Here is a 22137-nt window from a genome sequence, read left to right as displayed (position 1 = left end):
TGTTAGCAAAGTGTATCTTGCATATCTACTCCGAAAAGACCAAAAATATACATTTCGGACAATATTAAGTTTTATAACCTACTAGTTCTAAACCTTAAACACTTATATTTTAAATATTACTAATACTATAATGCATGTCTTGGTTTAGTTTGAAGGTATTTATACTTTACGATAAGCACTAGGCGTTACACCTGTGGCCTCTTTGAATGCACTAGTAAATTTACTACCATTCTCGTAGCCTACGGCATTAGCAATTTCTAAAATAGATTGATCTGACTCTTGAAGCAAGCGCTTAGCTGCATTAATACGACATTCCTTTAAATAGTGATGGATTGTCGTACCATATACCCCTTTAAAACAACGCTTTAATGTTGATGTAGGAATATCAAATTGGTCAGACAAGGAATCTATGGTTATCCGTTTCATAAACTGTGTAGATATATATTCATTAACAGCTTTTACAATATCTACTTGTTGTTTACGATAGGAGCTTCTCTTTTCATGATTAGTTGTAGAAATAATAGATAATAATAAGAAAATTTCAATAACTTTTAATTTAAAATAGTGCCCTTTAATTTGATCAGGCACTTTATATAAACTAGAAAAAATCTGACGAACAGATTCCGTCTCTTCCATCATCATACCAAATTCAGATTGCTCACAAAATCGATTTGCTAGCTGAGTTAAATCAATACGGGTCTCAGTAACAAGAGTATCTAAAATAGGCTGAGCTTTTTCAACATCTACTAATAATACAACTCCTTTAAAAAGCTTAGTAGGGAAATAATTTTCATGTTGATAATTAGAGCTAATATGCCAACCTAAAGACATATCCCCTGGCCCCATATATAAATATTCACCAGAGGTAAACTTACACTCTATACGCCCCTCTTCACAATGATTTATGGCAAATGTCTTAGTATGTGATTTAGCATAAAATTGAATCGTTTCTTGCTTCACGTCAAGGAACATTAAATCGATACCATCAAACACCTTATGTCTCGATATAGACGTCCCTGCATGTGACATTGCATGATTATGTGGATTCATACGATCACCATATAAACAAATACTATATAAATTACTATATACACAGTTATCATAGTATAATTGTTGATATTCATTGTCAAATTCAATTTTGTAATAATTCATTTTTTCTTTATGAATATAAGTTTATACTATTTTATCTAAATAAATCCATATTTTCTAATATATATATTAGTCTCTGGCCACTACCTTCATCAAATCTAAGAGTTATAAAAAAGCCTCGTAAACTAAACCAATGTAGTTTACGAGGCTATATTTAGAATTATGTTTAATAGTTTTTATTTTTTTGTTTTTACAATAAAGGCTACTGCTATAACATGACTAATCCATACAAAGGCCATAACGATAAGTGCAATGGGCATATCTTGACTAAAATAGGCACCAATTGCCATTATTGTACTAACCGATAAGAGAATGGACAACTTTGTCCGCAACGTCAACGCTTTATCGCGCTCATAAGCACCAACAGTCTTTTGATATAAACTAGATTCTAAGAACATGTTATGAAAGCGTTCCGATCCTCGAGCTAAACAAAATAATGTAAGCATATAAAAAGGAACTGTTGGCAATAGTGGTATTACAATTCCTGCTGTACCAAGAACAAAACTGACTGCTCCAATAGTCAAGAATATATATCGCACAACCACATTACTATGTTGCTCAGTTGTTTTCATTACTCCTCTTCTACGTAGTTAATAACTTTACCTTTTGTTTTAATAAAGTTTGGAATAATAAGTACAAGAGCTGCAATGGCTACGATACCATAGATGCCAGCCATACCGATCCATTCGAATGCATGACCTAATACAAGACCCATTACTGCAAAGTCTGCATCACCAAATGTTGTATTTTGGAAACCTAATTGACCAAGAACTGGCAATGCCAATGCTGGTAAGAAGGTAATAGCCAAACCATTAAGGAATGCACCTACTGCTGCACCACGACGACCACCTGTAGCATTACCATAAATGCCTGCTGTTGCACCGCAGAAGAAATGAGGTACAAGACCAGGAATGATCAATACACCACCTACAGCACCAAGGATAAGCATGCCGATGATACCGCCGATAAAGGAGCTAATGAATCCCAATACTACAGCCGTTGGAGCATATGTAAAGAATACTGCACAGTCTACTGCTGGAATTGCATTAGGGATAATTTTTGTAGCAATACCTTGGAAAGCAGGAATCAAGTCACCTAAGATCATACGTACACCAGAATATACGATTGTTACACCTACGGCAAAGTTCATAGCGCTCATAACAGCATATAAGTAAGGACTCATATCACCAGATAAAGTAGATACGAATTCAGAGCCTGCTGCAATAGCTGCAATTAAATAGAATACGATCATAGTCAATGCAGTAGATAATGTGGAGTCACGCAAGAAGCCCCATTTCTCAGGAATTTCAATATCTTCTGTGCTATCTTCAGCTTTACCTACATATTGAGCAACCCAAGCAGATAGATAATAACCTAAACTACCAAAGTGACCGATAGCAATTTCATCACCATCAGTAACTTTAGATGTGTAGCTTTGACCAATCGCTGGAGAAATTGCAGACCATGCACCCATCAAGAAACCACCTACAAGGATGAGTTCCATACCAGATAAACCTGCTGTACCAAGTACGGCAGACATAAGACATGCCATAAACAAGCTATGATGACCTGTTAAGAACACATATTTGAACTTGGTGAAACGAGCAATACATAAGTTCATCAATAAGCCTACTACGAGAATAGACATCGTTTCAACACCAAGTACCTTTTGTGCTACAGCCACGATAGCCTCGTTATTTGGTACTACACCAGTAATGTGGAAGCCATGCTCGATCATCTTACCTAGTGGATCAAGGTTATTAACGATAACACCTGCACCAGCTGCGAGCATCAAGTAGCCAAGAATAGGTTTTAATGTACCAGTCATTACCTTATGAAACGGGCGTTTCAAGGCAATTAAACCTATACATGACATAATACCAATTAAAAGTGCTGGTTGAGACAGCACATCACGTAAGAACTCTAATACCATTTCCATGGCACTACCTCCTATATATAGTTGTTACATTTTATTGAGCTGCTTGTTTCAATGCATCAAGAATATCTTCAGTGATTTTCTTTTTATTGATATAGCTGCGAACAATAGCGACATTCTTATCTTCAAATTGTTCCGCTAACTCTTTTACAGTTACAATAAGGTCTGCTTTACGGCCTTGTGCAGCATTAAAATCAATAGATTCAACTTGTGCATCAATACCATTTTCAGCACAAATCTCTTCAATTTTCATTTTTAGCATCAAGCTAGAACCAATGCCATTACCGCATACAGTTAATACAGAAATCATACTTGCCTCCTCCTAAACGTATTCTTGATCTTCTAAACGCTCTGCCAAGAATTCTTGTACATCTTCAATACTTTCAAAATCAGCTGCTGCATCTAAAAACTCGTCATCTTCAAATAACGTAGCAATATCAGTCAACAATTGAATATGTTCATCCTTGTTAGGAGCACATAAGAATAATGCAACAGAAACCGGATCGTTATCAGGGCTACCAAAGTTTAATGGTTTTTCTAAGGTTACTAAAGCAGTACCTACACGTTTTGCCCCATTTTCCGGGCGAGCATGTGGCATAGCAAGACCTGGTGCCAATACAATATATGGCCCCATTTCACGTACAACCTCTACCATAGCCTCTGTATAAGATGGATCAGTAAAACCTGCATCAACCATAAGTTGACCACCGTGACGAATTACCTCTTCCCACGTTTCTGCAGGATAATGAAAAGATACATTATCCTCAGATAGTAAATCTTGTAACAAGCTAACACCTCCTAAATTTACTCACGTATATACTTGTATTATATCTATTCTTACAGTTTTTTCATATAACAAAATAGGAATAGGGTAATAAAAACAAATAAAATTAACTTTTTTCTATTATTTTATTAAGTCACCTAAATTAATGTAGGTTTTCAAAAATTACATATGTAATATACGAAGAAGGTCCCAATTCAAATGAATTGGGACCTTCTTCGTACTGCTTGTATTGCACACAGCATATTGTAGAGAGTAGAGATGTGTTGTAGTTGAAAGATTTTAAAATGGATTATTGTAAAATAGATGTAAAGTTTATTAAGTTGTATATGCTGTGACAATGCCTTTTTTATCTATTTCGATTATATTGTTGCCTATATTTTTTATCATTATTTGCCTTAATGGCCATAATTAATGGTTTGAGTGAAAGAAACTCTTCATCACTGAGTCGAATGGTTCTACCAATACGTTTAATCGGATTACGTGGGCGCCCGGCACCGCGTCTAGTTCCACCCCATGCCATATACATACCTCACTTTTCACTTGAAAAACTCCTTCTACCGATAGTATAACTGCTCATACATAAGTATGCAACATCTATTCATTATAAACAATCTCATAATAGTCTTTAAACGTGTAATAAACTGCATTTATTAATAAAATGCATAATCAAGAAAAGCACATATTTATAAGCATTTTCCTATTCTCAACTTGAATTGTAACATCAATGTTGCCAAATATAGATAAATCGCTTTTATAGAATATAGTATTTAAAAGCTAATGTATACCTATATTCTTTGATTACATACTAGATACAACTAGTCAAATTAAAGTGTTAAAATCTCATCAACAAATTGGATATCTTAATCAATCTAATACTTTAACTACAGAAAAAAGACTGCTCTCGCAGTCTTTTTATTTCTATATATGATTGTATTAACCAAATAGTAAGTGACCTACTTCATACGCAATAGCTGCTACAATACCAGATAATGGAATTGTTACAAACCACGCCAATACCATAGATCTTGCTACGCCCCAGTTAACAGCTTTCAAACGTTTAGAGGAACCAACGCCTAGCAAGGAACCACTTACAACGTGTGTAGTACTTACAGGTAAATGTAAGAATGTAGCTGTAAAAATAGTGATGGCAGAGTTTAAGTCAGCAGCGAAACCATTGATAGTTTCCAATTTGAAAATCTTAGTCCCCATAGTAGAGATGATTTTCCAACCGCCTACTGCTGTACCCATGGCCATAGCCGTAGCACAACAAAGTTTAACCCATACTGGTACCTCTAATGTATCGATAAAGCCACCGCTAAGTAATGTTAAGGTAATAATCCCCATCGCCTTTTGCGCATCATTAGAACCATGAGAAAAGGCCATCATGATGGCAGATACAATTTGCATGGATCTAAATCTATCATTCAATACGATTGGAGAAAATCTACCAAAGATAAGCAACAATACTTTCATCACAATATAGCCACCAATCATGGCTACAATGGGAGATAAAATAAGGGATAAGAAAATCTTTATAATCCCTGCCTCATTTAAAGCATCGAACCCTACGGACCAACCTACAGCACCGATGATACCACCGATAAGAGCATGAGATGAGGAACTAGGAATCCCCCAATACCATGTAAGCAAGTTCCATGTTATGGCACCAATAAGAGCTGCTGAGATAATCGCACTATTAATAAGAGACGCAGACATTACGATGTCACCACCGATTGTCTTTGCAACGCCTGTACTAACCATGGCCCCCAAGAAATTGAGTGCCGCAGTCATCATAATTGCCTTTTTAGGCTCAATAGCACGGGTCGAAACAGATGTAGCAATAGCGTTCGCCGTATCGTGGAAGCCATTGATATAGTCAAAGGCTAATGCTAGAAATACAACTAGCCATACTAAATATTGAGCATCAAGCATACTTCAATACTACCCGGCGGAATGTACCAACCAAATCTTCGCAACCATCGATTACATCCTCCATGGCACTAAGGATTTCCTTCCATTTGATAATTTCAATAGGATCTGTACACTCAGTAAAGAGTTTAGCCATTTCTTCGTGGTAAATATTATCCGCTTCAGACTCAAGTTTCAATACTTGGTGTACACGGCCTTCTACCTTTACATGGTCCTTTTTAAGGCTACCCATATAACCAATAGATTTATTGATATGCTTAACGCATTTTACAACGATTTCACTCATACGGATAGCACCATCACTTGGCTTACCAACGTGGTACATAACCATTTTATCCATGATTTCTTTAATATTATCCAATGTAGTATCCAATTGGTCGATTAGAAGCTGAATATCTTCGCGATCCATTGGAGTGATAAATGTTTTACGCAAACGTTCTACAGTTTCGGTTACTAATTCATCGGCAGCTTTTTCCTTTGTATCAATTTCAAGAAAAGCCTCTTCTTTAGAGATATCGCCTTTAAACACACGTTCCATCATTTCTGCACTTTCATATGTAAGAGCAGCATGATTTTCTAAAATACTGAAAAATTTTTCTTCTTTTCCTTTTAATTTAAAAGCCATGAAGATCCTCCTGAAACAGTATTGATTGCTTCTATAAATATAATTTAATTATAGCACACTAACAATAATTCCTAAACAATTTACCATGCTCTATATTTTAACCCCTATGCGTATATGGCATATATAGTATCTCATTTCGTGAAAACAACTATAATAGTATTTACGTATTATAGGTGTACTCTCTAAACATTCTAGATCACAATAACTCGTAAGGTGAATAGTTCTATGATTCTTCATAACATCCAATACAAGTCTAAAGACAATAATAAAAAAGCAGATAGCTGATTAATTATCAACTATCTGCTTTTTAACTTAAGCCACATACGAGTTTGTATAATATATAGCAACGAATTACAACAGTTAACAGTTAGAAATACAGTTAATTATTACTGTTACTATTTTTTACCTATTAGTTATTAACTTCTGCTGCAGCTTTAGCTGCTTCTGCGGCCTTTTTCAAGTTAGGCACAGATGTTGGGCATGTAGCAGGTGTACAAGCACCATTAGGACCCAAGTCTTCAGAGCGATTTACAAATGTTGTATGTAACATGTGATGTGCTTTATGGCTCATAGGTTTGCCATCGAAGAACTCAGCATATAATTTTTGGATATCTGGATTATCACAAGCTGCTTTCACTTGTACCTCTGCATCGCGAGTATACAAGGACGCAATACGAGCTTCACGAGCTTTATCAGCCATCGGTAATTTAACGCGTGGTTGACCACCACCACCGATACAGCCACCACGGCAAGCCATTACTTCAATGAAGTCATAATGGATATTTTCTGCACGCATGCGTTCGATAAACTTACGCAAGTTACCTGTACCATGAACAGCCGCTACATGTAATGTTTTATCACCAATCACTACGTCTGCTTCACGAGCACCATCCATACCGCGAATGGCTTCGAATGGGATCAATGTTTGAGGTGCATCTTCACCAGTTGCTAATTTGTAAGCCGCACGCATAGCAGATTCCATAACACCACCAGTATTACCGAAGATGATACCACCACCAGATGCTTCACCCATCAATGGATCAAATGTAGAATCTTCTAATTCATCAAAGTTGATTTCTTCTGCACGTAACCATTTTGCAAGTTCACGTGTAGTAATACAGTAGTCTGTATCGCGCATTTCTGGTACATCCCAGTATTCAGCAGAGGAATTCATTTCGTCACGACGGATTTCGAATTTCTTAGCTGTACAAGGTGTTACTGCAACAGCAACAATTTGTTTTGCATCAAGGCCCATTTTTTCAGCAAAATATGTTTTTTGTGTAGGCGCTTGCATTGCAATTGGACTCTTAGCAGTAGACAAGTTTGGCAAGAATTCTGGATAGAATGTTTCAGCAAACTTAACCCAAGCAGGACAGCAAGATGTGAATTGAGGCAATACGGCATCACTATTGATAACGCGTTCCAACAATTCAGATGCTTCCTCCATGATAGTCATGTCAGCACCAAAGTTTGTATCTAAAATATAGTCGCCACCCAATTTACGAAGAGCAGCTACCATTTTACCTTCTACGAATGTACCCGCATCAAGACCGAACTCTTCACCTAAGCCAACACGTACAGCAGGTGCAGTTTGGAAAACGACGATTTTATTAGGGTCAGCAATAGCTGCTTTTACTTCATCAATTTCAGAGCGTTCATTGATGGAATCGAATGGACAAATAGATGCACATTGACCGCAATGAATACAAATTGGATGATCCCCATTAGTTGTTAAGTCATAATAATCAAATACGCCCATGTCTACAGCACACGCTTTACGACATAAGGAGCAGTTTTTACATTTGGATAAATCTTGAACTAATGCAATATTGCCGTCTTCAATAGGTACACGACGGTCTAAAAATTGGTACTTACTCATAAGTTCCTCCTACTTAGGTAACGTTGTTATCGTTAATCGATGAAATTATACTATACATTGTGATTTTTATCAATAAATTTACATGTAATTCCTTTGCATAACAGATATTAAAAAATCGCATGATACAAGGAATTATAGGCGTTCTTCTAATTCCATCCACCGTTCTGTGAGCGCATCTATTTGGGATTGAGTCTCTTCTCGCTCAGCCATCAAGGATTGCATCTTTTCATAATCAGTAGCAACTTGACTAATCATGACATCGAGCCCCTTTACTAAATGCTCTAATTTAGGTAACTCATCCATGATGTTAGCATACTCTGCTTCTTCCGCTTTATTGAGTCCCTTCTTCGGTGTTTCTTTGAAAGTATCATCCCCAAATGTAGCCATATTACTATCACTACCATCTACCGAAGTACTTAATGATGAATCATCAGAGCCAGTACCAATTTCAGATTTGTTAGTTTTATCAGTTTTAGAAGCAATAGATGTATCAGTATTGGCCATGTAGAATGGGCGCTTTCCACCACTACTTTCATCTAAAGAATCCTTGTAATCGGAATAGGAGCCGTGAACAATTTCAATTTGACCATCGCCACTAAAAACAAAGAGTTTGTCTACAACACGGTCTAAGAAGTAACGATCATGACATACTGTGATAATGACCCCACTAAAGGAATCTAGGAAGTCCTCTAGCACCTCTAATGTAGGAATATCAAGATCATTGGTCGGTTCATCTAGTAATAAAACATTAGGAGCGCTCATAAGCAATTTCAATAGATATAAACGACGTCGTTCACCGCCTGAAAGCTTACGAATCGGCACACCATGTAACTCTGGTGTGAAAAGGAATCGTTCAAGAATTTGACCAGCACTCAACGTAGAACCATCGCCCAAAACCATATAGGAATGATCTTCACGAATATAATCGAGAACACGCATATCTTCATCAAACTCTGGTAGTTCTTGTTTGAAATGGGCAATGCGAACGGTCTCTCCCTTACCAATAGTACCGTTTGTAGGTTCATAGGTTCCATCAAGAATATTCATAAAGGTAGACTTGCCAACACCATTAGGGCCTACAATACCAATACGATCATGACGCACTACATGGTAGGTAAAATCCTTAATCATAGGGCGCTCGCCAAAGTAGAACTCTAAATGTTCAATATCAAAAATGGTTTTCCCTAAACGCGTTTTTAAAGCAATGGGATCCATTTGATCGGGACGTCTAGTTTTCTCCATATTCTTAAGTTTTTCATAGCGGTCTAAACGAGCCTTTTGTTTCGTCGTTCTCGCCAAAGCCCCACGACGTACCCATTCGATTTCTCGTTTCAAGAACTGACGGCGTTTCTCTTCCGTAGCGGCCTCGCGAGCCTCTCGATCAGCCTTCAAGGCAATAAACTCTTCGTAATTACCGTCATATTGATACATACGACGATTAGAAAGCTCTAAAATTCCATTACATACAGAGTCGAGGAAATATCTATCATGAGTACTGATTAATAGGCCTCCTTGGCGAGCACTTAAGTAGGACTCAAGCCAGTCGATACTATCTTCATCTAAATGGTTTGTCGGTTCGTCTAACAATAATAGGTCACAAGGATATAATAATGCCTGTCCTAACGCGAGACGACGCTTTTGACCACCAGATAACATAGCCACTTTTTGATCCATCTCAGGAAAGCCTAATTTAGTTAAAATAATACGAGCCTCTTGCTCTACCTGCCATCCATCTTGTTGATCCATTTGTTCTAACGCATTCATATAGTTACGCGATATTTTACTATCCTCGCTACCAGACTCTTGCATTTCACGATATTCACGACTAATGCGTTCAAAAGATTGCACCATCCGCAAACGAGGATGGTCTCCATCAAGAACAGCTTCTAGCAAAGTTGATTCTGGATCAAACTCTGGGGTTTGAGCCAAATAATGAATACTCGCCTTGCCATTCCGCTCAATGCTCCCCTTATCAGGCTCCATTCGGGCTGCTAAAATTTTTAGAAATGTAGACTTACCCGTCCCATTAATCCCTACAAGACCTAACCGTTTGTCTGTGGTGAAAGTAATATTCACATCTTTAAACAGCAGTCGTGTGCCATATGATTTTTCTATATTTTGTAAACTAATAACGTTCATCGTATGCTCCTATTATGTCATTCTGTTATTTATTATACTACACATTACCATTGACAGTAACAGGCGCCGTCAGTAGAATAAACGTAACGTATATATTCATGAGGAGGTCCACATGGCAGTAGATATCGTTTTAGACTTTTATGAAACTATCAATTTTGAACTTATCGATATCGATGGGTATGACACATTATTTACAGAACTCTTGGAAGATGGCACCTATGCAACTGTGTCCGATGATGACGGTCATTTGCCAGAGGATTTAGAAACGCCAATCGTATTCAATGTGTACGACGATAACGACTCCTTCCAATGGAGTGTGACCCTAGATGATTCCTACCAACTAAAAGACTTGTTGGACAGTGCTGAAAGCACAGATACATTCTTAGAAACACTTCAAAAAATTCGACAAGAACATATTGAACAATACCAATAAAGCAAAAGCGATGACCTAAGAGTCATCGCTTTTTGTTTCATATAAAGCTACTAATATCTGTATATTACAAATCTAGAAATACGCTCATCACCAACAGCTAATTATATTCGTACTAGCCACTACAAGAGATTAGTTAATAGACTCTTCCGCTTTTACTAGTTCAACAGGTTCGTCCGTATTAGTAGTATCTAGAATTTCAATTAAGCTATTTACGATATTCGCTGCACCATCAACATGCCATTCTCGAGCGCGCTCAGACATCTGTTGAAGTCGTGGTGAATTGATAAGAAGGGCTGTCACAACATCTTCTAAGTTATGAATATCACGAGCCCAACGAGCACAACCTCGTTGTTCTAATAGCTCTGCATTAGCCTCTTCTTGCCCTGGAATAGCATTAAAGAACACCATAGGTAAACCAATTGTAACAGCCTCCATACAGGTTAATGCACCAGGCTTTGTTACCAACAAGGAAGAGGATTTCATAAGCTCCGAAATATTCGTAGTATATCCATACACAATAGTCTTAGTACGCATAGATTCACTAAGGGTAACTAAGGATTCATAAAGAGATGTATTTTGACCGGCTACAACTGTAATTTCATCAATGCCATTAACTTCATCTAAGTGTTTTAATGCCGTTTCTAGAGAACCTAATCCAAGGCCCCCACCCATAACGAGCACTTTTATAGGTTCCTCTAAGCTATATTCTTCAATAGCATCACGGAAGAAGGCACGACGCACTGGAATCCCAGATACATGGATACGTGAGGCATCGATACCAGACGATACCATTTCATCTACCATCGATTCAGTAGCTACATAGTATGTATCAATTTGTGGATATAGCCAAAATTGATGGCTACTAAAATCCGTCATGATAGCAACTAATGGTACATCGATATGACCTTGACGTTTTAAGATAGATGCTGCACCACATGGGAATGGATGCGTAAATACCATTACATCTGGCTCTTCTTGTTGTACCAATTTGAGCATGCGGCTTTTCAATAGGTATGATAATGCAGTTTGCATAATCGTACCTCGTTTTTCCCCTTTTGATACGCGGTAAATCATATCATATAGCATAGGAAATACGTCAATCATCTTGATATACGTACCCTTGATCAAATGCTCTACAGACATGGTTTCTGTATCAAGAAAGTCTACATGCGTTATGGAAGCTTGTGGCTCTTTCTCTTTCCAATATTCTTCTATAGCTCTGGCGGCCTGCATATGTCCTGTCCCAATAGAAGCGGACACGATGAGAACCTTCCGTGATCTTTCGTTATTCATAGTACACCCTTTCTCTGTGCATTATACCATAAATAGACGAAAAAAAGAGACCTCGAAAGGTCTCTTTCCAATCCATTAGAGATTATTTTTTGCGTTTTTTAGCTTTTGCAGCGTTAACTTGTTCTTTCAAACCTTTACCAGCTTTGAATGCAGGGGATTTGGAAGCTGCGATTGTGATAGTTTTACCATTTTGTGGGTTACGGCCTTCACGAGCTGCGCGTTCACGAACTTCGAATGTACCGAAGCCGATAACTTGTACTTTACCGCCAGCAGCTAATTCTTCAGCAACTGTGTCAAATACAGCTTTTACCGCTTTTTCAGCGTCTTTTTTAGTTAATTCAGTTTTTTGTGCAACACTTGCGATTAATTCTGTTTTGTTCATGACAGAACCTCCTTAAAAATACTATACCTAAGAAGCATGCAAACCTCTAGGCTACTTTTCCTGCACTTTAGCCTCCTCCCAAAAAGCATCCAGCTCAGCTAATGAAAAGTCTTCCCATGAGCGATCGCTTTGGTTAACACAAGCTTCTACATGTAAAAAACGCTGTCGGAACTTTGTGTTTGTGCGATTTAGTGCATTTTCACCGCTTATTTTATACCATCTTAATAGATTAATCAAGGAAAAAAGCACGTCTCCCGCTTCTTTTTCCATATTTTCTCTATCTTTTTGGGCAATAGCCTCCTTAAATTCATCCATTTCTTCCGAAACTTTCGCCCAAACCGGATCGAGCTCATCCCAGTCAAAACCTAGCTTTGCAGCCTTTTCTTGCAACTTATAAGCGGCCACTAAAGCAGGTAAACTTTTTGATACACCATCTAATACAGATTTTTGTATATTTTTCTTTTCTTGTGCCTTTAATTCATCCCAACTGTATGATTTTTCATTATTTTCAGGGTCAAAAACATGGGGATGACGACGAATCATCTTCTGAGTCACATCATTAATTACATCTTCTAATGTAAACTGACCAGCTTCTTCAGCCAATTGACTGTGAAAGACAACTTGTAATAATACATCACCTAGTTCTTCACGAAGATTAGCCATATCTTTATTATCGATAGCATCTACTACTTCATAAGTTTCTTCAATGAAGTATCGACGCAATGATTCATGAGTCTGTTTTTGATCCCAAGGGCAACCATTAGGAGCTCGCAAGGCTTTTACTACATCTACTAATGGTTGTACCGATACAGGCTTATCAGTATTGTTCTTCATATAGTTTAGCCTCCTCCTTATCTCGGCGAGCTTGTAAGCGCTTGCCTATAACAGGGAAATGATACATATCAGCTTTTACAACGGCCTTTGTTAACCATAAGGATAAACCATATACAAATACAGCCACAATAATAGCTGCTGCCACTGCACCACCATTGCCGAATAACTCTACGGTAGTCACATACACTACCTGTGTAGCACCGCCCATAGCCATGGCAGACACTACAATTTTTAATAGCTCTAATTTATTAAGTACAGATCCTACATATTTTTTAACAAATATATAGTTTATGAGTGCCGCAATGGCAAAATTCAAATTCGTTGCCCATGCAGCACCATTAATACCTAGCTCAATAGTACCTGTCAATTCATAGTCTAAGAATGTCTTAGCCAACAAACCAATAAAAATGGCTATCATAGGAATAACAGTTCTGCCTAACCCTTGCAATATGCCTGCTGTAATCTGTTGCCAACCTAAGAATATAATGCTCAAGCTAATAACAGCAATAACAGGACCTGCATGAGGCGTTGCATATATCAGTTTAGATATAGGTGTCGCCAACACACAGAGGCCGATACAGGCTGGAATAGTAAAGATATTTGCAATTTTAATGGCTGTCCCAGCGCGCTGCACAATACGATGTACATCACCTTGGGCATGCGCTTCCGATACAGCTGGTACAAGACTAGCTGCCAGAGATGTAGTCAAAATAATGGGCAATCCAATCAACGATGTAGCCATCCCTGTAAGATAACCAAATTGTGTGGTCGCTTCATTGAGATAATACCCAATATCCATCAAACGCTTTGGCACGATAAATGTATCGATAAGGGATACCATAGGCAGCATAATATTGGCCATCGAAACAGGTATGGCCAAACTAAATAGTCGTTTCACTACAGAACTATTACTTTCACCAACAGCATTCGGATTCTGCTGTGCCAACATGTGCATCCGCACACGACGTTGACGATAGTAAAAGTAAATTAATACGAGTAATCCCGCTAGTACGCCAGGGAATGTAGCAAAGGTTGCACCACCAGCCGCTAAGTGTAACCCTCTATCAATGAAGTAATAGGCTAAGCCCACCATAGAGGATACGCGGAAGATTTGTTCAAAGACTTGGCTAGTCCCGGTAGGAACCATATATTGGAAGCCTTGGAAGTAACCTCTAAAACAACTCAAAATTGTAACGACAAAGATTGCTGGTGATAGTAGCTGAATAGCAAGCAATGCACGAGGATCTGTAATAATATGAGAATCTATGAGCCACTGTGCACTACCGTATAAAGCAACACTAAATACAAGGCCTAACAGTGTTAATACCTTTAAAGATACGGAAAATACTTGTTGTACGCCACGCATATCATCATTAGCTAGCTTTTCCGCAATCATAATAGATATGGCCACAGGAATGCCAGCCGCGGAAATACTAACGATAATTTGATAAATCGGATAGGCCATCATATATAGGCCAATCCCTTCACCACCGAGAACACGTGCAATAAGGACTTTACTGAAAGCACCAATAACCTTAACGATAATCCCAGCTAAGGTTAAAATCATAGCACCCTTTAAAAATCGATTCATAGGCCCTCCTTAGACGATGATTTCTGGCTAAGAGCCTTCATCACCGCTTCCGTAATGGTCAAAATAGAACCTTTCATGCCATTAAGTCTCACATATAATGTGGCTGGCTTGGTGTCTCCGAATTTCATCTTCTTCCATAGATCTTCTCGTACAGCCCCCATATCCCAGTCGGCCATCTTAGAATCATCATGCCAATGAATGGTAAGCTGTTGATCTCTACGGACGATACTTTTAATGCCAAGTAAACGTGCTTGCTCTTTAATTTGGGCAATGCGCAATAGTCGGTCCACCGGATCTGTTGGCGTACCGAACCGGTCGATGAGTTCGTCTGTCATATCATCAAGCTGTTCTTTTGATTTAATATGTAACAATCGTTGGTATACAGAAATTTTGCGGGCACTATCTTTGATATACGCATCGTCGATAAAGGCATCTACCTCTAAGTCGATGGCTGGATCAATGGTGACCTCGCGCTCTACCTCTTTATGTTGAGCCTTCGCAATGGCTTCTTCTAACATACTTACGTACATACCAAAGCCGACAGAGGCGATATTACCATGTTGCTGTGAACCTAAGAGATTACCAGCACCACGGATTTCTAAATCTCGCATCGCCAATTTAAAACCAGCACCGAGCTCGGTGAACTCTTCAATAGCTTTCAAGCGCTTTTCGGCAGCCTCTGAGAGCATTTTATCAGGTCGATACATAAAGTATGCATAGGCCCGTCTACGAGAACGCCCTACGCGGCCACGCATTTGATATAGCTGAGATAAACCTAATCGGTCCGCATCATAAATGATGATAGTATTGGCATTAGGAATATCTAAGCCGGTTTCAATGATACTTGTAGACAATAATACATCATAATGGCCTTCATAGAAATCCGTCATAATTTCTTCAATTTGACGGCCCGTCATTTGACCGTGAGCAATAGCATAGCGTAAACCAGGTAATGCTGCTTCTAATAACTCACCCATATGATTAATTGATGCAACGCGGTTATATACGAAGTAAACTTGTCCGCCCCGTGCCAATTCTCGCTTGATGGCATCAGCAACGATGTTCATATCATATTCCACCACATAGGTCTGAACCGGCAATCGTTCCTCTGGTGGCGTGTTGATAACAGACATCTCCCGAACACCTACAAGAGACATATGTAAGGTCCGAGGAATTGGGGTTGCACTCAAGGTGAGCACATCAATATTACTAGCCCACTCTTTCCATTTTTCCTTTTGTGCTACCCCGAAGCGTTGTTCTTCATCAACAACAAGCATGCCTAAGTCTTTAAAGACTACTTTTTTATTAAGTAGTGAATGGGTTCCGATGAGAACATCGATAGAGCCATCCTCTACACCTTTTAGAACTTGTTTCTTCTCAGATGTACTGCGGAAACGATTGAGCACATCGACTTTGACCCCAAATGGAGCAAAACGATTCCAGAAGGTTTGGAAATGTTGCTGTGCAAGAACTGTTGTCGGTACGAGCACCGCAACCTGTTTGCCACTCATAACGGCCTTAAAGATGGCACGCATAGCCACCTCTGTTTTACCAAAGCCTACATCACCTGCTAGCAAGCGATCCATAGGAACAGGTTTTTCCATGGATGCCTTGATTTCTGCTGTAGCCTGTAATTGGTCTTCCGTTTCTTCATAAGGGAAGGCATCTTCAAACTCTTGCTGCCATGGTTGATCTGGCAAAAATGCAAAGCCTTCTGTAATTTCTCGTTGTGCATAGATCTCAACGAGCTTATCTGCCAAATCATCGATGGATTTTTTTGCCTTTGTGACAACCTTAGCCCAGTCACGGCCACCCATTTTGTGGATGCGCGGCACATCACCTTCATTGCCAATGTATTTTTGTAACTGATCTAGATTGTTTGCTGGTAGGAATAACTTATCCGTTCCGGCATAGGCGATTTCAATATAGTCTCGGTGAATGCCTTCTGTTTCTATCGTTTTAAGACCAATATACTTACCAATACCATGCATGCTATGAACTACATAGTCACCTGGTGTTAAATCCGTAAAATAATTGATCTCTTGGCCCTTTTTAGGCTTGTTGCGAAGCTTACGTTTTTGTTGTCCGTAAATATTGCCTTCTACGACAACTACGAGATGGCTATTAGGTAATTCAAAGCCATCGGTCAATAAACCTTGCAAAATAACGACCGTATTAGGTTTTGCAATCCATTCCTCACTATGAACAAAGGCAATCCCTTCCCCTTCAAGAGCTCGTTCAATACCTTCTCGTCGTTGTTGGTTATTTAAGACCAATACAACTTGATGATTGAGGCAATGCCATTGCTTAATTTCATCTGTTAGGAGCGGAATTTGACGCTCAAAGCTCGTCATCGTCTTACCTTGAATACCGATTGGATTAAATCCAGGTAAACCGATAGAGCGTTGTTGCATAAATGTGAAAGCTACTTGATTTATAGCCTCTACAGTACGTTGTAATTCACTCCAATCGCAATGATTTTTCCGATGTGTAGGATCTTCCTTGAGGAATTTCTTTAATGCTTCCTGGATACGACCGGGCTCATCATAAATGAGAGTCCCGTCTTTCACATAGGATAATAAGGTGCAATCTGCATCACTTTTACCAAGGAAGAAAGGTGTCACCGTATACGAATCAATTTGTTCAATGGAACGTTGGTTCTCAACAGAGAAGAAGCGCAATGTATCGATTTCATCGCCAAAGAACTCAATTCGTATTGGATGTTCACTATTAACAGGATAAATATCTAGAATATCCCCACGCACGGCAAAATGACCACGTTGTTCCACCTGGTCTACACGTTCATATCCAATTGTGACAAGCTGTTCAAGAGATGTATCGCGTTCAATCGTATCATTCAAAGAAAAATGTAACGACTGGCCTTTTAAATATTGTGGAGATACTACATATTGTGTAACCTCTTCTGCATTCGCTATAACTACGGCAGGTTCTTGCCATGCTAGCAATGCTAACGCACGCATTTGTGCACCTTGATCTTCAAGGCTACGAGCAGTAGTTGTAAACTCCACATTGTCAGTTATAGGAAATGATAGGACTGGGATATTAGGCCTGAAAAAGGCTAAATCTCGTTCCCACATCTCTTTATGGTCCTTATCATGGACTACGATAACTACGGGCTTTGTAAGGCCTGTAGCAAAAGCTTGGTTTAAGAGGAAACTCTTTTGAGATCCACTTAGGCCATATATGACTGACTTTCCTTTCCGCTGAAATGCGTTTAGCCCATCCACAAAGGATGGGTTCTGTGAAAGCAGCTTAGTTAATGTATTATCCATACTGCACCATATAGTATTCATGATTATTTAAATAAATAGTTCTAACTCATTTATTATAACATTTTTAGGCAAAAAAAATAGCACCTCAAAAGGTGCAATAAAGTTGGTGCGGGAGAAGGGACTTGAACCCCCACGCCGTAAGGCGCCAGATCCTAAGTCTGGTGCGTCTGCCAATTCCGCCACTCCCGCGTCTCAACTGAAATAATAATATCATGTATATAATTCATCGTCAATCATTTTTTTAGATTTAACTTAAATTTCATGTTACCTCTAAAATATCTACTATATAACTAATTAAATATCTAATATATAACGAATTCTTTTTTCTTTATTTTAACCTTACATATTGGTCATTATATAAATTGTAAAATGAAAAAGAGACTGACCCAGAATCCGAACTACTAGAATCCTGGGTCAGCCTCTTTTTTAGGATGATGATGAATAAATGCATGCCCTACATTTACCATAAAAATATATTAACAGTCATAACGTATGTCATGCTGGTAATACCAAGAAGGTATTATTCACCATGACCATGCCATCGACATTTAGGTCTTTCGAATACAATCTAACTCATAAATAATGAAGATTATATAGAACTAAAAAATCCTTTTTACGGGTACGTAAAAAGGAGATACTAACTTCTCCTCCCTATCTCTCGTAGGTCAAATGGTGAATGTTGAATAGGCAGTTCTCCTGACTCGGCGTCATCGCTTATCTAGCCTTCCCAGTTTCCCAGTGACTTAATTTAGACTCGCTCGACCATACAGTGGCGGGACCGTGCTGGCATTTAACCAGCTTCTCTATTATGCTTTTCAGCACCTATTCCCAAATATGATGTTTTCTATGAGTTAATATTAACACCGCTATCGTATTAAGTCAATTTATTTTTGTAATTTTATTTACAATTTTACTGTCCATTAATTTATACATATATAAACATGAGTTATACACTATTTAGATATCTTCACCGCTTTTACTTTTTCATCTCTTATTCATCTATTGCCATATATGATATTTTTAATTACAATATAAAGGTATCTAAAAATAGGAGGAATCTATGTATATCGGAGATTTCATTACAGAATATCGGGAAGCCAATGGTGTGTCCATTGAAGACTTTGCCACAAAAGCAGGCTTAACAGTTACAGAAATTGAAGCCTTAGAAAATAACTTACAAGAAGATGGTACTGTAATACCAGTTGCGATGCGACAAATCAAAGGTATCGCCGCAGCTATGAGTGTACCAATGCCTGTAGTTATGGCTCAGATTCCTTCCGATCAAGAATTAGTTGTCCATGTAGTAGCTGAGTCTGATCAGCCCCATGCAAAGTAATAAGGAGAATAAATGAAGCGTAGTTTATTAATTGCAGCAGCTTTCACTATCTTAGGCATCCTGCCATCTCAAGCAGTCAATATTGCTGACTTAGAGAATGCAAGAGGTTATGCCTACTTATATCGTATGAATGGTCAAAACTATTACGCAGAACAACGCGTTAAAGTTATCGCTGGTGAAGGTAATAAATTTGAAATTATCGGTCGCACCTATAGTCATCAAGGGGCTCAATATTATATGACAGAGTACATAAACCATTATTACTTTGATCAAGATGCCGATACAATTCAATGGGTCCAAGAACAACGTAATATTATCGATGCCCGTACAGGTAGAGTATTACGTGAGGAAAAACGACCTAAAGCGAAATTGATTACGTTAAAACCAGATACTTATGGTTATATGCAAGCTATCTATTGGAGAGATCTTGCCGTAGCTGCAGGTCAGCTAAAATAATCTAAGTATTATCTAATTGACAATTTTTAAAAGCTCGCCATATTAAGTATACATATAATAAAGGACTCTACTGATTAGAATGTAGAGTCCTTTTGAGGGTTATAGGACAAAAAGTGTTGCTATTTCAGTCCCAAAGATTGGTAAATAGGCGATCATAATTATGCAAATCGCTCCAAACAATAGCATCACCCCAAGTTGGAATAGAGGCTTCTAACCTAGATTGTTCATGTATGGTATGATATATATCAGAAATACTCTTGTTGGTCGGCATAACCTTAAGTATTTCTGCATTAGAAAGCGGGTTCGGTGAGTGCATATAGCACCACCAGAACACCGCTTTTATTCGTCTTTCAATAGACATTCCTCTATGATTACGTAACATAGCGCGTAACTGAGCATTTACGCCACCTTCTATACGATTATTAGTAGCCGGACAGGTACATGTTAATGATGTATCTAAGTAAGTAAACAAACATCTTTTATTGATTAATTTAATTAAGGAATTTTCTGCTTTTATGAGTCGTTCGTGTTTAGGTCGTATCGTACCATTTTCGTCAACGGTCATTTCTGATAGAAATACTCTATGTCGTACTTTCCATGACATAACGTTTTGTACCCACTTTACGGCATGATCTTGTGTGTGTATCGTTAATAAATCCCTTGCAATTCCATATAATTCACGGCCAGCAATCGTTTTAGGACGTATTGTTGTATAGCGTTTTACTTGTTGAAATGCGTGAAATAAGCATCTTTGTAGTTTGGCCTTCGGCCAAACTTTTTTTAATGCCTTTTGAAAGCCGGTACCACCATCGGATACAACTACTGTAGGTGGTGAAATACGTCGTAATAAAGCCTCCCAAGCCTTAGAATGTTCATATCTACAAACATACCAGCCTAAGACATGCGTCTCATTACAACAGATTAAAATGCAAGCATTTCTAGCTAAATAAATACCATCAACAAATACTACGCTACTTGATGATTCAACTTTTGGTGGTAATGGCCAAAGTTCCCAAAACTGTGATGTTTTTCTCCGAAATGAACGTCCATCACCAGCCATATCTAACTGTGTGTGTTTACCAAATAACCAATCCAAAAACATCTGTAAATTATTGTTAGTTTTATTCACTTTATTTGTGAATGAGCAAGAACATTGATTACAATACCAACGTTGAGAACCCGCATTTGTTCTACCATTTTTCTTACAAATGAAACCACAACTAGGGCATCTGACTAGTTTCATAATTATACTCCTTCTAAAAAATATATCTTTCTAGAAAGATAAAACCTTATTTGAGTCAGTAAAATCAAGGGAGTTCAGACTTTTTAGCAACACTTTTTGTCCTATATGTAAAAGTTACTCAAAAAGATAAAATGCCGATAGAGCCAGTATTTAACTACCTCCATCGGCATTAACAGCAACACTTTTTGTCCTATAACCCCCTTTTGATTATACTATTACTATAAGTAGATAAAATAAAAAAGCACCACATTACTGTGATGCTTTCATTTGGTGACCCAGAAGGGATTCGAACCCCTGGCCTTTTGATTCGTAGTCAAACGCTCTATCCAGCTGAGCTACTGAGTCATGTACTTGGTACTCACTTATATTAACACAACGCTTAAATCTATGCAAGCATTTTTTTAATATTTTTTGAGTAATTTTATGGACATGCGGTCCGAAGACCGCAATCCAAATTTGGCAGGGGCAGTAGGACTTGAACCCACAACCAACGGTTTTGGAGACCGCTACTCTACCAATTGAGCTATACCCCTATGTTCATCAAGCCGTGCTTGATACTTGATTAGTTTAACAAAAAATAGACCCTATGTCAAGAAACAAAGCGCTTTAAAATAATGAAATAATAGTGAATTTAAAAGGAAAAAGAGCCCTTTTTCAAGGGCTCTTATGTCTACCTAACTTTTACCTTTATATATACGGGAGATGGTATATATAATTAGAGAGTTTTGTATATGTATTGTTTTGTTTATACACAGGGAGAGTATTGTTGTGTATTTAAGTGTTGTTTTATGTGTTGTATTGTTTTGTGTTGTGTTGTTTGTATTATTTGTAAAAG

At 38.2% G+C, this 22137-nt stretch carries 19 protein-coding genes, 3 tRNA genes and 1 riboswitch; of the genes, 3 read left to right on the top strand and 19 right to left on the bottom strand.

What is annotated here, in order from left to right; translation table 11 throughout:
- Window positions 1-159 precede the first annotated feature (159 nt).
- The 10 genes from VEIS1202513_RS02400 to VEIS1202513_RS02355 all read right to left on the bottom strand — a co-directional run bounded on the left by VEIS1202513_RS02400 (window position 160) and on the right by VEIS1202513_RS02355 (window position 10441).
- Window positions 160-1050: a helix-turn-helix domain-containing protein gene (locus VEIS1202513_RS02400; protein ID WP_213467739.1), complete on the bottom strand. Its 891-nt coding sequence runs from the start codon at window positions 1048-1050 to the stop codon at window positions 160-162.
- A gap of 275 nt (window positions 1051-1325) precedes the next feature.
- Entirely contained in the window at window positions 1326-1721 is a 396-nt protein-coding gene (locus VEIS1202513_RS02395) for a YbaN family protein (protein WP_213467738.1), read from the bottom strand.
- Window positions 1721-3088, bottom strand: a complete 1368-nt coding sequence (ulaA, locus tag VEIS1202513_RS02390) for a PTS ascorbate transporter subunit IIC (RefSeq protein WP_156720043.1) — start codon at window positions 3086-3088, stop codon at window positions 1721-1723. Before ulaA ends, VEIS1202513_RS02395 begins: the two co-directional genes overlap by 1 nt.
- A 31-nt stretch (window positions 3089-3119) precedes the next feature.
- Window positions 3120-3395: a PTS sugar transporter subunit IIB gene (locus tag VEIS1202513_RS02385; RefSeq protein ID WP_005385725.1), complete on the bottom strand. Its 276-nt coding sequence runs from the start codon at window positions 3393-3395 to the stop codon at window positions 3120-3122.
- Window positions 3396-3407: 12 nt separating this feature from the next.
- Window positions 3408-3872 (bottom strand): PTS sugar transporter subunit IIA, encoded by a 465-nt coding sequence (locus VEIS1202513_RS02380; protein ID WP_024047885.1) that lies wholly within the window; start codon window positions 3870-3872, stop codon window positions 3408-3410.
- 343 nt (window positions 3873-4215) lie between these two features.
- On the bottom strand, window positions 4216-4389 hold the full coding sequence (locus VEIS1202513_RS02375; protein WP_213467737.1) for a hypothetical protein: 174 nt from the start codon (window positions 4387-4389) through the stop codon (window positions 4216-4218).
- 413 nt (window positions 4390-4802) lie between these two features.
- Window positions 4803-5801 (bottom strand): inorganic phosphate transporter, encoded by a 999-nt coding sequence (locus VEIS1202513_RS02370; protein ID WP_213467736.1) that lies wholly within the window; start codon window positions 5799-5801, stop codon window positions 4803-4805.
- Window positions 5794-6423 carry a DUF47 domain-containing protein gene (locus VEIS1202513_RS02365; RefSeq protein ID WP_005385708.1) on the bottom strand — a complete coding sequence of 210 codons (630 nt, stop codon included), beginning with the start codon at window positions 6421-6423 and terminating at the stop codon, window positions 5794-5796. Before VEIS1202513_RS02365 ends, VEIS1202513_RS02370 begins: the two co-directional genes overlap by 8 nt.
- A gap of 409 nt (window positions 6424-6832) precedes the next feature.
- Entirely contained in the window at window positions 6833-8302 is a 1470-nt protein-coding gene (locus tag VEIS1202513_RS02360) for a [FeFe] hydrogenase, group A (protein ID WP_213467735.1), read from the bottom strand.
- Between the two features lie 132 nt (window positions 8303-8434).
- Window positions 8435-10441, bottom strand: coding sequence for an ABC-F family ATP-binding cassette domain-containing protein (locus tag VEIS1202513_RS02355; RefSeq protein ID WP_213467734.1), 2007 nt, complete (start codon window positions 10439-10441; stop codon window positions 8435-8437).
- A gap of 112 nt (window positions 10442-10553) precedes the next feature.
- Here VEIS1202513_RS02355 and VEIS1202513_RS02350 point away from each other — a divergent pair, with 112 nt between their 5' ends.
- On the top strand, window positions 10554-10874 hold the full coding sequence (locus tag VEIS1202513_RS02350; protein WP_024064881.1) for a hypothetical protein: 321 nt from the start codon (window positions 10554-10556) through the stop codon (window positions 10872-10874).
- Between the two features lie 129 nt (window positions 10875-11003).
- Here VEIS1202513_RS02350 and VEIS1202513_RS02345 read toward each other — a convergent pair whose 3' ends face one another.
- From VEIS1202513_RS02345 to VEIS1202513_RS02320, 6 genes are all read right to left on the bottom strand, one after another.
- Window positions 11004-12167, bottom strand: a complete 1164-nt coding sequence (locus VEIS1202513_RS02345; protein ID WP_213467733.1) for an MGDG synthase family glycosyltransferase — start codon at window positions 12165-12167, stop codon at window positions 11004-11006.
- An 82-nt stretch (window positions 12168-12249) separates the two neighbouring features.
- Entirely contained in the window at window positions 12250-12549 is a 300-nt protein-coding gene (hbs, locus tag VEIS1202513_RS02340) for a non-specific DNA-binding protein Hbs (protein ID WP_005385694.1), read from the bottom strand.
- A 51-nt stretch (window positions 12550-12600) separates the two neighbouring features.
- Window positions 12601-13383: a nucleoside triphosphate pyrophosphohydrolase gene (mazG, locus tag VEIS1202513_RS02335; RefSeq protein WP_060924080.1), complete on the bottom strand. Its 783-nt coding sequence runs from the start codon at window positions 13381-13383 to the stop codon at window positions 12601-12603.
- Window positions 13367-14974, bottom strand: a complete 1608-nt coding sequence (locus tag VEIS1202513_RS02330) for a putative polysaccharide biosynthesis protein (RefSeq protein ID WP_213467732.1) — start codon at window positions 14972-14974, stop codon at window positions 13367-13369. The genes mazG and VEIS1202513_RS02330 overlap by 17 nt, the downstream gene beginning before the upstream one ends.
- Window positions 14971-18267 carry a transcription-repair coupling factor gene (mfd, locus tag VEIS1202513_RS02325; protein ID WP_213467731.1) on the bottom strand — a complete coding sequence of 1099 codons (3297 nt, stop codon included), beginning with the start codon at window positions 18265-18267 and terminating at the stop codon, window positions 14971-14973. Before mfd ends, VEIS1202513_RS02330 begins: the two co-directional genes overlap by 4 nt.
- 104 nt (window positions 18268-18371) lie before the next feature.
- Window positions 18372-18456: transfer RNA gene (locus VEIS1202513_RS02320), tRNA-Leu, on the bottom strand.
- Between the two features lie 480 nt (window positions 18457-18936).
- A riboswitch (cobalamin riboswitch) is annotated at window positions 18937-19108 on the bottom strand.
- A gap of 219 nt (window positions 19109-19327) precedes the next feature.
- On the opposite strand from VEIS1202513_RS02320, the gene VEIS1202513_RS02315 reads away from it, so the two are divergent.
- Both VEIS1202513_RS02315 and VEIS1202513_RS02310 read left to right on the top strand, forming a co-directional pair.
- Window positions 19328-19603, top strand: a complete 276-nt coding sequence (locus VEIS1202513_RS02315) for a helix-turn-helix domain-containing protein (RefSeq protein ID WP_213467730.1) — start codon at window positions 19328-19330, stop codon at window positions 19601-19603.
- Window positions 19604-19615: 12 nt separating this feature from the next.
- Entirely contained in the window at window positions 19616-20059 is a 444-nt protein-coding gene (locus tag VEIS1202513_RS02310) for a hypothetical protein (protein ID WP_156720037.1), read from the top strand.
- Between the two features lie 124 nt (window positions 20060-20183).
- Here the strand turns inward: VEIS1202513_RS02310 and VEIS1202513_RS02305 are convergent, their stop codons facing one another.
- The 3 genes from VEIS1202513_RS02305 to VEIS1202513_RS02295 all read right to left on the bottom strand — a co-directional run bounded on the left by VEIS1202513_RS02305 (window position 20184) and on the right by VEIS1202513_RS02295 (window position 21835).
- Window positions 20184-21302 carry an IS1249 family transposase gene (locus tag VEIS1202513_RS02305; protein WP_213466934.1) on the bottom strand — a complete coding sequence of 373 codons (1119 nt, stop codon included), beginning with the start codon at window positions 21300-21302 and terminating at the stop codon, window positions 20184-20186.
- Window positions 21303-21570: 268 nt separating this feature from the next.
- A tRNA-Arg gene (locus tag VEIS1202513_RS02300) sits at window positions 21571-21647 on the bottom strand.
- A gap of 112 nt (window positions 21648-21759) precedes the next feature.
- Window positions 21760-21835 (bottom strand) — tRNA-Trp (locus VEIS1202513_RS02295).
- Window positions 21836-22137 lie beyond the last annotated feature (302 nt).

The organism is Veillonella orientalis (assembly GCF_018406505.1).
Taxonomy (GTDB): Bacteria; Bacillota; Negativicutes; order Veillonellales; family Veillonellaceae; genus Veillonella; species Veillonella nakazawae.
This window is presented reverse-complemented; position numbering and strand designations above follow the sequence as displayed.